This is a genomic window from Pseudomonas sp. IT-P44 (genome assembly GCF_949768225.1).
Classification (GTDB): domain Bacteria; phylum Pseudomonadota; class Gammaproteobacteria; order Pseudomonadales; family Pseudomonadaceae; genus Aquipseudomonas; species Aquipseudomonas migulae.
In genome coordinates, this window is record NZ_CATKQM010000004.1 from 120,898 (window position 1) to 135,726 (window position 14,829).

At 61.7% G+C, this 14,829-nt stretch carries 13 protein-coding genes; 11 read left to right on the plus strand and 2 right to left on the minus strand.

Going from position 1 to position 14,829, the window contains the following annotated elements:
* Positions 1 to 107: 107 nt before the first annotated feature.
* The 9 genes from ACM6IO_RS01460 to ACM6IO_RS01500 all read left to right on the plus strand — a co-directional run bounded on the left by ACM6IO_RS01460 (position 108) and on the right by ACM6IO_RS01500 (position 10,106).
* Positions 108 to 926, plus strand: coding sequence for a transporter substrate-binding domain-containing protein (locus ACM6IO_RS01460; protein WP_008024648.1), 819 nt, complete (start codon positions 108 to 110; stop codon positions 924 to 926).
* A gap of 10 nt (positions 927 to 936) precedes the next feature.
* Positions 937 to 2,715: an aconitase X gene (locus ACM6IO_RS01465; RefSeq protein WP_414910771.1), complete on the plus strand. Its 1,779-nt coding sequence runs from the start codon at positions 937 to 939 to the stop codon at positions 2,713 to 2,715.
* Positions 2,708 to 3,373, plus strand: coding sequence for an amino acid ABC transporter permease (locus ACM6IO_RS01470; protein ID WP_008024646.1), 666 nt, complete (start codon positions 2,708 to 2,710; stop codon positions 3,371 to 3,373). The genes ACM6IO_RS01465 and ACM6IO_RS01470 overlap by 8 nt, the downstream gene beginning before the upstream one ends.
* 10 nt (positions 3,374 to 3,383) lie before the next feature.
* A complete protein-coding gene (locus ACM6IO_RS01475) occupies positions 3,384 to 4,034 on the plus strand; it encodes an amino acid ABC transporter permease (RefSeq protein WP_008024645.1) in 651 nt (216 codons plus the stop codon).
* Positions 4,027 to 4,749, plus strand: a complete 723-nt coding sequence (locus tag ACM6IO_RS01480) for an amino acid ABC transporter ATP-binding protein (RefSeq protein ID WP_008042626.1) — start codon at positions 4,027 to 4,029, stop codon at positions 4,747 to 4,749. Before ACM6IO_RS01475 ends, ACM6IO_RS01480 begins: the two co-directional genes overlap by 8 nt.
* 107 nt (positions 4,750 to 4,856) lie before the next feature.
* On the plus strand, positions 4,857 to 5,885 hold the full coding sequence (locus ACM6IO_RS01485; RefSeq protein ID WP_223436334.1) for a trans-3-hydroxy-L-proline dehydratase: 1,029 nt from the start codon (positions 4,857 to 4,859) through the stop codon (positions 5,883 to 5,885).
* A gap of 128 nt (positions 5,886 to 6,013) precedes the next feature.
* The gene (locus ACM6IO_RS01490; RefSeq protein ID WP_008042630.1) at positions 6,014 to 6,931 is read left to right on the plus strand and encodes a dihydrodipicolinate synthase family protein; all 918 of its coding nucleotides are present in this window, start codon (positions 6,014 to 6,016) and stop codon (positions 6,929 to 6,931) included.
* A 70-nt stretch (positions 6,932 to 7,001) separates the two neighbouring features.
* Positions 7,002 to 8,399, plus strand: coding sequence for a fosfomycin efflux MFS transporter AbaF (gene abaF / locus ACM6IO_RS01495; protein ID WP_223556986.1), 1,398 nt, complete (start codon positions 7,002 to 7,004; stop codon positions 8,397 to 8,399).
* A gap of 126 nt (positions 8,400 to 8,525) precedes the next feature.
* Positions 8,526 to 10,106, plus strand: coding sequence for an aldehyde dehydrogenase (NADP(+)) (locus ACM6IO_RS01500; protein WP_414910772.1), 1,581 nt, complete (start codon positions 8,526 to 8,528; stop codon positions 10,104 to 10,106).
* A gap of 38 nt (positions 10,107 to 10,144) precedes the next feature.
* Here the strand turns inward: ACM6IO_RS01500 and ACM6IO_RS01505 are convergent, their stop codons facing one another.
* Positions 10,145 to 11,152, minus strand: coding sequence for an Ldh family oxidoreductase (locus ACM6IO_RS01505; RefSeq protein ID WP_192229182.1), 1,008 nt, complete (start codon positions 11,150 to 11,152; stop codon positions 10,145 to 10,147).
* A gap of 264 nt (positions 11,153 to 11,416) precedes the next feature.
* Here ACM6IO_RS01505 and ACM6IO_RS01510 point away from each other — a divergent pair, with 264 nt between their 5' ends.
* Positions 11,417 to 12,547, plus strand: coding sequence for a nitrilase-related carbon-nitrogen hydrolase (locus tag ACM6IO_RS01510; protein WP_414910773.1), 1,131 nt, complete (start codon positions 11,417 to 11,419; stop codon positions 12,545 to 12,547).
* A gap of 3 nt (positions 12,548 to 12,550) precedes the next feature.
* Complete coding sequence (locus ACM6IO_RS01515; protein ID WP_207285966.1) at positions 12,551 to 13,591, plus strand: AraC family transcriptional regulator; 1,041 nt, start codon at positions 12,551 to 12,553, stop codon at positions 13,589 to 13,591.
* Positions 13,592 to 13,940: 349 nt separating this feature from the next.
* Here ACM6IO_RS01515 and ACM6IO_RS01520 read toward each other — a convergent pair whose 3' ends face one another.
* On the minus strand, positions 13,941 to 14,774 hold the full coding sequence (locus ACM6IO_RS01520; RefSeq protein WP_207285965.1) for a DUF2242 domain-containing protein: 834 nt from the start codon (positions 14,772 to 14,774) through the stop codon (positions 13,941 to 13,943).
* Positions 14,775 to 14,829: the final 55 nt, after the last annotated feature.

Consider the following 14,829-nt stretch of genomic DNA (forward strand, 5'->3'; position numbering starts at 1 on the left):
AAAATTCGGCGGCAAAAGCAAAAACGGCACGGCCATTGCTATTGTTAATATCGTATACGAAATCCCCAATACGATATTCAACAGCACTTCCACAGAACGAGGCCTCTATGAAAAACCCCGCATTTGCCGTAGCCCTCAGCGCTGTTCTCAGTACCTCCTTCATTGCCACCGCGCAGGCTGACAAGCTCGACGACATTATCGGTTCCGGCAAGCTGCGCTGCGCCGTGACCCTGGACTTCCCGCCCATGGGTTTCCGCGATGCCAGCAACGCTCCTGCCGGTTTCGACGTGGACTATTGCAACGACCTGGCGAAGATCCTCGGGGTCGAGGCCGAAGTGGTGGAAACGCCGTTCCCGGACCGCATCCCGGCGCTGATCTCCGGACGGGCTGACGTGATCGTCGCCTCGACTTCCGACACCCTCGAACGGGCCAAGACCGTTGGCCTGACCGTGCCGTACTTCGCCTTCCAGATGGTCGTGCTGACCCGCGACAACACCGGCATCAACAGCTTCAACGACATCAAGGGCAAAGCGCTGGGCAACACCAGCGGCACTTTTGAGGCCATCGCGCTGGAGGGCGATGTGAAGAAATGGGGCAGCGGCACCTTCCGCGCCTATCAGTCACAAAACGACACGCTGCTGGCGGTGGCCCAGGGTCACATCGACGCCACGGTGGTGACCAATACCGTCGCCGCCGCGACGATCAAGTCGGGCAAATACAAAAACCTGAAAATCGCCGGCAACGCGCCTTACACCATCGACTACGTGTCCCTGGGTGCCAAGCGCAATGAGTACGGCCTGCTCAACTACCTCAACCTGTTCGTCAACCAGCAGGTGCGCAGCGGTCGCTACAACGAGTTGTTCACCAAATGGGTCGGCACTGAAATCCCGCCGACCGACCTGACCGTGCCAAAGGTCTACTACTAAGGTGTCCGGCATGCCTGGGTCCACTGCTCTCATCGGTCGTAACCTGGTCCCGGGCTCCGCCCAGGGCGCGCTGCTGTTTGCCGATGTCGGGCTGAGCTTCTGGGGCGGCGTCGACCCTTGTACGGGTGAAGTCATCGACCGTCACCATCCGCTCAGCGGCGAACATCTGCGCGGTCGTGTGCTAGCCATTCCCAGTGGTCGCGGTTCGTGCACCGGCAGCAGCGTGCTGATGGAGTTGATCAGCAACGGTCATGCACCGGCCGCTTTGGTCCTGGCCGAAGCCGATGAGATTCTGACCTTGGGCGTGCTGGTGGCGCAGACCATTTTCGAGCGTTCCCTGCCGGTGCTGTGCATCGGCCGGGAGGCCTTCGCGACCTTGCGCGGCAAAGCCTTTGCCCGAGTCGAAGGCGCCTCGCTGGCGATGTTCGATCACGTGCCCATCGATGGCTGGCAGCCAACCGAAACACCGATGCACACAGGCGAAACCAACGAGTCGATTGAGCTCACCGGGTTCGACCGTTCGCTGCTCGACGGCGAGCATGGCAAAGCCGCGCAGATGGCCATGCAGATTGTCCTGCGCATGGCCGAACTGCAAGGCGCCCACCAACTGGTGGATATCGCTCAGGCCCACATCGACGGTTGTATTTACACGGGACCGGCGAGCCTGCGTTTTGCCGAACAACTGGTGCACTGGGGCGCAAAGGTTCGCGTGCCCACCACCCTCAATTCAATTTCCGTGGACCAGCGCCGCTGGCGAGAGTTGGGCATCGACCCGTTGCTCGGCGAACCGGCCAGTGCCTTGGGCGATGCCTACATGGCGATGGGTGCGCAGCTCAGTTTCACCTGTGCCCCCTACTTGCTCGACACCGCACCGAAGGCCGGCGAGCAGATCGTCTGGGCCGAATCCAACGCGGTGGTCTACGCCAACAGCGTGCTCGGTGCGCGCACATTGAAGTACCCGGATTACCTGGATATCTGCATCGCCCTGACCGGCCGCGCGCCCCTGATCGGTTGTCATCTGGATGCGCCACGCAAAGCCCGCCTGCGCGTTGAATTACCGGAACTGGGCGAACTCGACGATGCGTTTTACCCCTTGCTCGGCTACCACATCGGTGCCCTCGCGGGCAGCCGGATCCCGCTGGTGTTCGGGCTGGAACAGTACCAGCCAGACCTCGACGATCTGAAAGCCTTCGGTGCGGCGTTCGCCACCACGTCGGCCGCGCCGTTGTTTCATATCGCCGGGGTCACACCCGAAGCACTCGACCCTGCACAAGCGCTGGAAGCCGACGTCCCGGTGCCTGTGGAAACAATCCGCCTGGCGGATCTGCTGGGCAGTTGGCGCGAGCTCAACAGTGCCCGTGACAACCGCGTGGAGGTGGTCTCGCTGGGTAACCCGCACTTCTCGCTCAGCGAGTTCGCCCGACTCGCACGGCTGTGTCACGGCCGGCACAAACATCCCGAGGTGGTGCTCGCCATCACGTGCGGTCGTGCGGTGCTGGAACAGGCGCGTGACGCCGGACACATCGGCGTCATTGAAGCCTTCGGCGCCACCCTGGTGACGGACACCTGCTGGTGCATGCTCGGCGAGCCGGTGATCCCGCCAGCCGCCACAACCTTAATGACCAACTCGGGCAAATACGCCCATTACGCACCCGGTCTGGTGGGGCGAAAAGTGCACTTCGCCAGTCTCGCCGAGTGCGTTGAATCCGCTTGCACTGGCAGCGCCAGCGGGCGACTGCCGAGCTGGTTGCAACCTGCCTTGCCGATGGAGAGCCTCGCGCATGTTTGATTACACCTTCCAATGGCGCGCCACCCTGCGCGCCTTGCCGGACATGCTCGCCGGCGCCTGGGTCACGTTCGAGACCGCCGCGCTGTCGATGATTTTCGGCGTATTGATCGCCCTGGCCCTGACAGTCATGCGTGAAACCAGACACCCGCTGCTACGCGGTATCGGCAACGGCTGGGTGTCCATTGCCCGTAATACCCCGTCGCTGTTCCAGATCTACATCCTGTACTTCGGCCTCGGTTCAATGGGCCTGCACGTCAGTTCCTGGCTCGCGCTGTTGGCCGGGATCACCTTCAACAATGCCGGCTATCTCGCGGAAAACTTTCGCGGCGGGCTCAAGGCAGTGCCAGGCACACAAGTGCGGGCTGCGCGCTCGCTGGGCATGAGTGCCTTCCAGGCCTACCGGATGATCATCGTCCCGCAACTGTTGCGGATCGTGTTCTACCCGTTGAGCAACCAGATGGTCTGGGCGGTGTTGATGACGTCGCTGGGGGTGATTGTCGGGCTCAACAACGACCTCACCGGCGTGACCCAGGACTACAACGTCAAGACGTTCCGCACCTTCGAATATTTCACCATCGCCGCGGTGCTGTATTACCTGATTGCCAAGGCGATCGTCGCGACGGCCCGGCTGATGGCCTGGCGGCTGTTCCGTTACTGAGGACGTGATTATGTTTTCCACCGGTTTTTCCTGGAACGACCTGCTGTTCCTGCTTAACGGCGCCTGGATCACGCTGCAACTGACTTGCTGGGCGATCCTGCTCGGCACGTTCGCCGGGCTGGTGTTCGGCCTGCTGCGTGCGCTGTTGCCACGGGCCAGCCTGCCACTGGCGTGGGTGCTGGACGTGTTTCGCAGCGTGCCGCTGCTGATCCAGTTCGTGCTGTTCAACTCGCTCAAGAGCATCGTCGGCCTGAACATCAGTGCTTTCAGCGTGGGCTGCATCGTGCTCGGGGTTTACGCCGCCGCGTACTTCACCGAGATCGTGCGCGGCGGCGTGCTGTCGGTACCGCTGACCCTGCGCCGGGCCAGCCGTTCGCTGGGCCTGAGTTTCTTCCAGGACCTGCGCTGGATCGTCCTGCCGATGGCCTCGCGGGTGGCCTTCCCCGGCTGGCTGAACCTGGTGCTCGGGGTGATGAAAGACACCGCGCTGGTGATGTGGATCGGCATCGTCGAACTGCTGCGCGCCTCGCAAACCATCGTGACCCGCATTCAGGAACCGCTGCTGGTGCTGTGCATCGCGGGCCTTATCTACTACGTCATGAGCCTGGTGGTCGCACGCCTCGGCGCTCGTCTGGAAAGAAGGTGGCAAGAAAATGATTGAGATCGACAACGTACACAAATCCTTCGGCGACCTTGATGTGGTCAAGGGTGTCAGCCTGACCGTGAACAAGGGCGAAGTGGTGTCCATCATCGGCGGCTCCGGCTCGGGAAAATCGACCCTGCTGATGTGCATCAATGGCCTGGAACCGATCCAGAAAGGCAACATCCGCGTGGATGGCGTCGAGGTGCATCACCGCGCAACCGACCTCAATCACCTGCGGCAAAAAATCGGCATCGTGTTCCAGCAATGGAACGCCTTCCCGCACCTGACGGTGCTGGAAAACGTGATGCTCGCACCGCGCAAGGTCCTGGGCAAAAGCAAGGCCGAAGCCGAGGCGCTGGCCGTGCAGCAACTGACTCACGTTGGCCTGGGCGACAAGCTCAAGGTGTTCCCCGGCAAGCTTTCGGGCGGCCAGCAACAACGCATGGCCATTGCCCGCGCCTTGGCAATGTCACCGGACTACATGCTGTTCGACGAAGCCACCTCGGCCCTCGATCCACAGTTGGTCGGCGAAGTGCTGGACACCATGCGCATGCTCGCCGAAGACGGCATGACCATGGTGCTGGTGACGCACGAGATCCGCTTCGCCCGTGACGTGTCCGACCGCGTGGCGTTCTTTCGCAACGGCCTGGTGCATGAGATCGGCTCGCCGGATCAGGTGATTGGTAATCCGGTGCATGCCGAGACCGCGGCGTTTTTGAAGTCGGTGAAATAACGGATGGCCCCTTCGCGAGCAAGCCCGCTCCCACAGGGAGTACGCAATCACTGTGGGAGCGGGCTTGCTCGCGATGAGGCCCGAACAGACGAAACAAGGAGGAGACAATGCGCTCATCGAAAGTGATTCATGTAGTCAGCTGCCACGCCGAAGGCGAAGTCGGCGACGTGATTGTCGGCGGCGTCGCACCACCGCCCGGTGCCACGGTGTGGGAACAATCACGCTGGATCGCCAGGGATGAAACCCTGCGCAACTTCGTGCTCAACGAGCCGCGTGGCGGGGTGTTTCGCCACGTCAACCTGCTGGTGCCGGCCAAGGACCCGCGGGCGCACATGGCCTGGATCATCATGGAACCGGCGGATACCCCGCCGATGTCCGGCTCCAATTCCCTGTGCGTGGCCACCGTATTGCTCGACACCGGTATTGTGCCAATGACCGAACCGCAAACCCGGCTGGTGCTCGAAGCCCCCGGCGGCCTGATCGAGGCCGTAGCCGATTGCCGTGATGGCAAGGTCGAACGGGTGGAAATCAAAAACGTGCCGTCCTTCGCCGATCGCCTCGACGCGTGGATCGAAGTGGAAGGTGTCGGCTCCCTCAAGGTCGATACCGCCTATGGCGGTGACAGCTTTGTGATCGCCGATGCCAGGGAACTGGGTTTTTCAATCCGCCCCGATGAAGCCGCCGACCTGGTGGCGGTCGGGCTGAAAATCACCCGTGCCGCCAACGAGCAATTGGGCTTTGTGCATCCGTTGAACCCTGAGTGGTCGCACATTTCCTTTTGCCAGATCGCCGCGCCCGTCGTCCACGAGAACGGCATCGCCACCGGCGCCAACGCGGTGGTGATTCAACCGGGCAAGATCGACCGCTCGCCGACCGGCACGGGTTGCTCTGCGCGCATGGCGGTGTTGCACGCCAAGGGTTTGATGCGCGTCGGCGAGCGCTTTATCGGTCGCTCGATCATCGGCTCCGAATTCCACTGTCGGATTGACTCACTGACCGAAGTGGCCGGACGCCCCGCTATCTACCCCTGCATTTCCGGCCGGGCCTGGATTACCGGCACCCATCAATTGCTGCTCGATCCAAGTGATCCGTGGCCACAAGGCTATCGACTGTCAGACACCTGGCCCGGTGCCTGAACACTCTGAAGCACTGACCACCCCGACCGACGGCTGACAAAAACCCCACAAACCTGAAAAAAGCACTAGCCGAATTTTTTCATTTTAAATATCGTATACGAAATACAATAAACAACCCGGAGGCAACAATGAGCAAGCGAATTAACTGGAGTGGCGTCTTCCCCGCGGTGACCACTCAATTCAACGATGACTTCTCGATCAACCTGGATAAAACCCATCAGGTGATTTCCAACGTGATCCGCGACGGCGTGTCGGGCCTGGTGGTGTGCGGCTCGGTCGGCGAGAACACTTCGCTGACCGCTGAAGAAAAAATCGCCGTGACCGAAGTCGCGGTCGATGCCTCGCGCGGCCGTGTGCCCGTGATTTGCGGTGTGGCCGAATTCACCAGTGTGCAAGCGGCCAAGGTCGCCAACGCCGTGCGCAAGGTCGGTGTCGATGGCGTGATGCTGATGCCGGCGCTGGTCTACGGTTCCAAGCCGTTCGAAACCGCCGAGCATTACCGCTACGTGGCAAAAAACGCCGACGTGCCGTTGATGGTCTACAACAACCCGCCGATCTACAAAAACGACGTGACCCCGGACATCCTGATTGCCCTGGCCGACTGCGACAACGTGGTGTGCTTCAAGGATTCCTCTGGCGACACCCGCCGCTTCATCGACATCCGCAACGAAGTGGGTGACCGTTTTGTGCTGTTCGCCGGCCTCGACGATGTGGTGCTGGAAAGCCTCGCCGTGGGCGCGGAAGGCTGGGTGTCGGGCATGTCCAACGTGTTCCCGAAAGAAGGCGAAACCATCTTCCGCCTGGCCAAGGCCGGACGTTATGCCGAAGCCATGCCGATCTACGAATGGCTGATGCCGATCCTGCACCTCGACGCCCGTGCCGACCTGGTGCAGTGCATCAAGTTGTGCGAAGCCATCGCCGGTCGCGGCAGTGCGCTGACCCGTCCGCCACGCCTGGCCCTGCCGGAAGAAGATCGGCTCTTCGTCGAGCAGATCATGGCCAAGGCCCTGGCCAACCGTCCGCACCTGCCGGACGTCGGTCTCTGAGTGATTGCCGGGCGGGCCTTTGCGGCCCGGCCCGGCTACCTGTTTTTGCGCCCCTACAGGAAACGCCAGCATGCCCAACGCTCAACACACTCACCGCGCAACCACACCTTCGGGACTCAAGCGCGTCGTGGCCGCCGCCATGGCCGGCACAGTCGCCGAATGGTATGAATTCTTCCTTTATGGCACCGCGTCGGCACTGGTCTTCGGCCAGTTGTTCTTCCGCCAGACCGACAGTCCCATCGACGGCATCATCGCCGCTTTCGCCCTTTACGCCGTGGGCTTTCTAGCCCGCCCGTTGGGTGGCCTGGTGTTCGGTCACTACGGCGACAAGTACGGCCGCAAACGCCTGCTGCAACTGAGCCTGGTGGTGGTCGGTATCACCACCTTCTTGATGGGTTGCCTGCCCGGTTTCAACCAGATCGGCTATGCCGCACCGGTGTTGCTGGTGCTGCTGCGGCTGATCCAGGGTTTCGCGTTTGGCGGCGAATGGGGCGGCGCGATTCTGCTGGTGTCCGAGCATTGCCCGGACAATCGCCGAGGTTTCTGGGCCAGTTGGCCGCAAGCCGGTGTGCCGGCCGGCAACCTGGTGGCGACGGTTGCGCTGCTGCTGTTGTCGTCGAACCTGTCGGAGGAGCAATTCCTCGCCTGGGGCTGGCGCGTGGCGTTCTGGTTCTCGGCCTTCGTGGTACTGATCGGCTACTGGATTCGCACCAGCGTCGATGACGCGCCGATTTTCAAGGAAGCCCAGGCCCGTCAGGCACAGACCAAGCAACAGCAACTGGGCGTGGTCGAAGTGCTGCGTCACCACTGGCGTTCGGTACTGGTTGGTATTGGCGCGCGGTTTGCCGAAAACATCCTCTACTACACCGTCGTGACGTTCTCGATTACCTATCTGAAACTGGTGGTGCACAAGGACACGTCCGAAATTCTGCTGCTGATGTTCGGCGCGCACCTGCTGCACTTCTTCATGATTCCGTTGATGGGTTATCTGTCTGACCTGGTCGGGCGCAAACCGGTGTACCTGACCGGCGCGATCCTCACGGCGTTCTGGGGGTTCATCGGCTTTCCGATGATGGACACCGGCAACAACTGGCTGATCATGGCGGCCATCACCCTGGGCCTGGCCATCGAATCGATGACCTATGCGCCCTACTCGGCGCTGATGGCGGAAATGTTCCCGACCCACGTGCGCTACACCGCGTTGTCCCTGTGCTACCAGGTGGCGCCGATCTTCGCCGGATCCCTCGCTCCGTTGATTGCGATCACCTTGCTCAACAAGTACCACAGCTCGACACCGATCGCGTTTTACCTGGTCGGCGCGTCGCTGATCTCCATCATCGCGGTCGGCTTGACCCGTGAGACGCGTGGCAAGTCGTTGCACCTGGTGGACAGCGAATCTGCTGCGCGGATCGCCGCCCTGAACGACGCCGAACCGGTGGCCGCACGCCGCAGCGATTCACTCGCCTGACACGGCCCCCTGTAGGAGCCGGCTTGCTGGCGATGGCGGTGTATCAATCAACATTGATGCCGTCTGACACACCATCGCCAGCAAGCCGGCTCCTACAGGTCCTCTACATACCAAACGGAGCTTTTCATGCCCCAGATCATCGGCCACAACTACATCGGCGGTGCGCGCAGTGCCGCCGGCAAGATCACCGTGCGCAGCCACGACGCCACTACCGGTGAAGCGCTGCCCTACGCGTTCATGCAGGCCACCAACGAAGAAGTCGACGCTGCCGCCCAGGCCGCCGCAGCCGCCTACCCGACCTTTCGCACGTTGTCGGCTATACGCCGCGCTGAGTTTCTCGAAGCCATCGCCACGCAACTGGAGGCACTGGACGATGATTTCATCGCTCTGGTGACCCGCGAGACGGCGCTGCCGAACGGACGCATTCTGGGTGAGCGCACGCGCACCAGCAGCCAGATGCGCCTGTTTGCGCAAGTCCTGCGCCGTGGCGATTTTTATGCGGCACGCATCGACCGGGCCCTGCCCGAGCGTCAGCCACTGCCACGAGCTGATTTGCGCCAATACCGGATCGGCGTCGGCCCGGTCGCGGTGTTCGGTGCGAGCAATTTCCCCCTGGCATTCTCAACCGCCGGTGGCGATACCGCTGCCGCCCTGGCCGCCGGTTGTCCGGTGGTGTTCAAGGCCCACAGTGGGCATATGGCGACTGCCGAACTCGTGGCCGACGCGATCATCCGTGCCGCCGAGCAGACTGACATGCCCAAGGGTGTGTTCAACATGATCTACGGTTCTGGTGTGGGCGAAACCCTGGTCAAACATCCGGCGATTCAGGCTGTCGGTTTCACGGGGTCACTCAAGGGTGGGCGCGCGTTGTGCGACATGGCCGCGGCACGAGCGCAGCCGATTCCCGTTTTCGCCGAAATGAGCAGCATCAATCCAGTGCTGGTATTGCCCGAAGCACTGCAACTGCGGGGCGAGAAAATTGCCAGCGAACTCGCCGCCTCCGTGGTGCTCGGCTGTGGCCAGTTCTGCACAAACCCGGGACTGGTGATCGGTATTCGCTCGCCAGCGTTCAGCGCCTTCACCCAATCGCTGAGCGCCGTGATGGCCGGGCAACCGGAGCAGACCATGCTCAACTTCGGCACGCTCGACAGCTACGCCAACGGTGTGCAGGCGCTGCACGCGCACCCGAACATCACTCACCTGGCCGGTCGCGATCAACAGGGCACACAGGCGCAGCCGCAACTGTTCAAGGCTGACGTGAGTCTGTTGCTCAATGGCGACCCGCTGTTGCAAGAAGAAGTGTTCGGTCCGGCGACAGTGTTGGTGGAAGTGGCCGACAAAGCCGAACTGCAACGGGCACTTCAGCACTTGCACGGGCAACTCACGGCCACGCTGATTGCTGAAGCCGGCGACCTGCAAAATCACCCTGAGCTGTTACCGCTGCTGGAGCAAAAAGTCGGCCGGGTGTTGTTCAACGGTTACCCGACCGGCGTCGAAGTCTGCGATGCGATGGTGCATGGCGGGCCTTATCCGGCCACCTCAGATGCGCGCGGCACCTCGGTCGGCAGCCTGGCCATCGAGCGTTTCCTGCGCCCGGTGTGCTACCAGAATTGTCCCGACGCGCTTCTGCCCGACCCGCTGAAAAATGCCAACCCGCTGGGCATCGCTCGTCTGGTCGATGGCAGCAATCAACGCGCGCCCCTGTAAAAAAACGCCACCGGTTTACCGGTGGCGCACGCTCTCACTCATCCCAGCAGCGCTTTCAGATCGTTGTACAACGCCTCGGGAATCTCGACGCCCTCCACCAGGCTACGCGCTCGCGCCTCATAGCGCCGTTGCGAGGGCAACCGTGCACCTTGCCCTTCAATACTCTCAAACAAGACCTCGGCACGGGCCAGATGCTGTTCGGTGGCTTCACCGAGAAAGCGTCGTGGATCAAGGGCAATGATCAACTCGCCGTGGTACGGCGACGACTTGCTGCCGGCGTCGTAAGCCAGTGACTCGGCGCTGGTCAGGTCGCCGATCAACGGCCCGGCGATCAGTTCCACCATGGCCGCCAGCGCCGAGCCTTTGTGCCCACCGAACGTCAGCATCGCGCCCGCATCGAGCACCACGTTGGCATCGGTGCTTGGCTGCCCCTGCGCGTCCACACCCCAGCCCTCGGGCAGCGCTTTGCCGGCGCGCCGGTGCAACTCGATATCGCCACGGGCAATCGCGCTGGTGGCGAAGTCGAACACAAACGGGTCCTTGCCCGAGCGTGGCCAGCCGAACGCAATGGGATTGGTGCCAAACACTGGCTGGCTGCCGCCCGCGGGCGCCACCCAGGCATGACTGGGATTGCAGGCCAATGCCACGAGGCCGGCCGCCGTCAGTTGCTCGATCTCAACCCACAGCGCAGAGAAATGCACGCAGCGATTGATTGCCAGCGCAGCGATACCGTTTGCCCGGGCTTTCTGCGCCAACAACGGCAGCCCCGCCTGGAACGCCAATTGTGAAAAACCACCCGCCGCGTCCACGCGCACGATCGAAGGCGCTTGATCAATGACCTGCGGCTCGGCATCGGCCACCACTTTGCCTGCCCTGAGTGAGTTGACGCAGCCCAGGATCCGATACAAACCATGGGAGGCGCAGCCATCGCGCTCGCCGGCAATCACTGTGGCTGTCACCGCCTGAGCGTGGGCAAGGTTGAAACCGTTGTGCAGCAAGATCGATTCGGCCAGCTCGCGAGCTTCGGCCAGGGACAGACGGATCATAATCATCTCCTTGAACAGACCGTCCAGCCTGACCCGTTCCAGCCGTCACGGCTTGATCGCTTTAGGCCGACGCCATGACGAATTCGGCACATATGGATCATTGCGATGCGTCTTGGCATTGGTTCGCCAGCGTCGGCCATCATTCGCTGCAAAACCGCAAAAAAATCAAAAAAACCGCCCCTCAACGCGTTGTTTTACCGTAGCCTCGTCCCCCATCCTGAACGCCAATCATGAACCCTGCACACGGCCACTAACTGTTTTCCCATGCGCAAACTTCTGTACCTGACTTTCTCCATGGCATTGATTGCCGCCCTGACGACCTACGCCATGTGGGCCGCGGATCGTCCGGCGGGTCATTACCTGTCGGACTTGCGCATCGATCTCGCCATCGATCAGGGAACGCCTGCCGATCGTGGCAACCTGCTGGGTATCCAGCCCGAACTGTTTCCCACCGACTACCAAAGCACCGACCGCTTGCACCGCAAACTCGCGGCTTATTTGCAGAAAGCCCAGGAACAGGGGCTGCTGAATGAAAAAACCATCGTGGTGCTGCCCGAACATGTCGGCACCTGGCTGATGGTCAGCGGCGAGAAAGACGAGTTGTATCAAGCCACCACGCTCAAGGAAGCCATGAACTGGCTGGCGGTGAGCAACCCGCTGAAGTTCATCCGCGCGCTGATCGGCGCCAAGGGTGACAACCGCCTCGACGATGCGCACCTGCGCATGAAAGCCAAGAGCATGGCCAAGGATTACCAGGCCCTGTTTGGTGGGCTGGCAAAGGAATTTCACGTGACGCTTGTGGCGGGCTCCATCGTGCTGCCCGAACCGAGCATCATCGAAGGCACCCTGAAAATCGGCCGCGGTGCGCTGTACAACAGCAGCGTGGTGTTCGGCCGCGACGGGCTGCCGATTGGCCAGCCACAACGCCAGATGCACCCGATCGTCGATGAAAACGATGTGATCCAGGCTAATGGCGAACTCACGCTCAACGTCGTCGACACCCCGGCCGGACGCCTGGGCGTGTTGATCGGCAGCGACAGCTGGTACCCGGACAACTACCGCCAACTCGACGATCAGGGCGCGCAGCTGGTCGCGGTCCCGGCGTTCGTCATCGGTCGCGGCGCCTGGGACAAGCCATGGCGCGGCTACAAGGGTTTATCGACGCCCGATTCCGTCAGCCTCAAGGCTGGCGAACTGAGCGAGGGTCAAGCCTGGCACCGCCTGACGCTGACCGCTCAACCGCCCGCCAGCCAGGCCATCGCCGGCATGAGCGTGTTCCTGCGCGGGCAGTTCTGGGATCAGGGCAGCGCCGGGCAAAGTTTTCTCAGCAGCAACGGGCAGCATTTCGCCGGTGGAAACTTCCGTGGCGCGCGTTTGCTGAACCTTTGGTTGTAAACCATGAAACCGTTGCCGATGCGTCTGGGCGATCTGTCGGTGGGCTTTGTTCACAGCCTGGCCGACGCGGTGCGCAGTCACGGCATCGATCCTCAGCCCCTGCTCGACCAGTATGGCCTGGACCCCGCCCGGCTTGGCGAAGCCTGCGCCCGGCTGTCGATCCCGCGCTACATGCGCCTGGGCCACGGTGCCATCCAACTGACCGCCGACCCGGCACTGGGTTTACGCATGGGCCAGCTCAGCCGCCTGAGCCAGGCCGGCCTCGCCGGGGTTACCGCCGCGCAGGCACCCACCGTTCGCGAAGCGGCACGTTGCCTGATTCGTTTCGAAGCCTTGTACGGCTCCAACTATCGCGGTCAATCGAGCTTCCACGAAGATGCCCAAGGCGCGTGGCTGCGGTTCTATTCCATCAGCCCTTACAACGCCTATAACCGCTTCGTGGTGGATTCGATCATCGCCGGCTGGTTGCAACAATTGTCCAGCGTCAGCCCTGTTCCCCTGAGCGCTGAGCGCATCGAGATCGAGTTCGACGAGCCGGATTACCGGGACGCTTATGCGGTGCTGGGCGATTGCCCGATCCAGTTTGGCGCCGAGCAGAACCAACTGCGCCTGAGTCTGGCCAGCCTCGCTCAGCGCAACCCGCTGCACTGCCCGAGTACGTGGCGACACCTGCTGCAATTGTGTGAACGGGAACTGGAACAGCTGACACGCACCCGCAGCCTGCGTGAACGCATCACTCAGTTACTGGGGCCGTTGCTCAATGGTGGCCGGGAACCCGACCTGGAAGAAGTGGCGGCACGCCTGAAGCTGCCTACCTGGACCTTGCGCCGCAAACTCACCGAGGAAGGCACGCAGTTTCGTGCAATTCTCAACGACACTCGTCGCGACCTGGCCATGACCTACATTCGTGACACCGAACTGGCGTTCGGTGAAATCGCCTACCTGCTGGGCTTTGCCTCAGCCGAAGCGTTTCAACGTGCTTTCAAACGCTGGAGCGGTCAGACACCCGGCGAGTTTCGCCGCAGTCACCGCCAGTCGGCCTGACGCTTACAGCTCGGTAGCGTCTTCGGCCGGTTCCAGCGGGTCCAGTTCAAAGGCCTGGAACTCGAGCAGCTCTTCTTGATAATCGTCCATTTTGAATCCCCCATCGCTCATTGAAAAAAAGCTTGAATAAATGACCTGCACCTTGAGCATAAAGTGCCCGCGTGAAAGAAAAATGACGCAGGCACGACGCTTCGTCGCTACTGAATAAAACGTAGCAGGTGGTCAGGAATTTATCACAGGATTTTTCGATACAGGCCATCGGAATGTGGCCTGGGTTGACGCGGATCAAACTTGAACACGATTCCGGGATCGACAGGCTGCGAGCCGATCCCGGAACGTCAGTCACCGATTATTGGCTGGTCACAGGCATGGCAGGAATCGGTTCGCTCGGAGGAGGCAAATTCGACTGCGCCGGTGGCGTGACGTTTTCCGTCGACGGTGCCGCCGATTCAGCGTTCTCGACCGGTGCGACCGGTGCGGGCTCAGGTGGCGGTGCAACCGGTTCCGCAGCAGGCGCCGGCGCAGGCTCGGCTGCCGGAGCTGGGGCTGGAGCTGATTGGGCGGCAGAGGCAGGCTCAGGCGCCGGAGCGGCCTTGGCTTCAGGCACGCCCAGATCGGTTTTCGGCTTTTCGACGATGTGCGCGGCTTTTTTCGCTTCCGGCGGCAGGAACAATTCGACCAGGGCGAAGAAACGCTCGTAGAACTTAGCCGACGAGACGGTTTCGCTGGCGACCTTGACCATCGAGTCGTCGGACGAGCCGATCGGCATCGATACCGAACCCAACACACCGACACCGAGGCTCGCGGAGTTGTTGGTCTTCTTCAGCGCATAGCGATCCTGCAAGGCGTTGGCGAACATGGTCGCGTGATGGCCTTCGCTGCCATCATCGGCACAGACCACACTGAAGCTGATCTCCATGTGGGTCTCGCCGGTCTGCTGGAAGCTCTTGTGACCACTGATCAGCTTCGGGTCGTTGCTGGTGATGATGTAACCCTGGCTGAGCAACGCGCGACGGGCGGCTTCGCAGGATTGCGCATCGGTGACCGGGTAATTGCGCGAAAAGGTTCCGGAGTCGTCGAAGTTCTCATGCTCATAGATCGGGGCTTTTTTCGAAGAGCAACCGGCCGCGACGGCCAGCACCAACGCCAGCCCGACAACCCGCACGGGAAATGATTTAAACATTGAACATCCTGAGAAAAACGGTCCGGGGCGTATTGTGCAACAGATCGATGCTTAG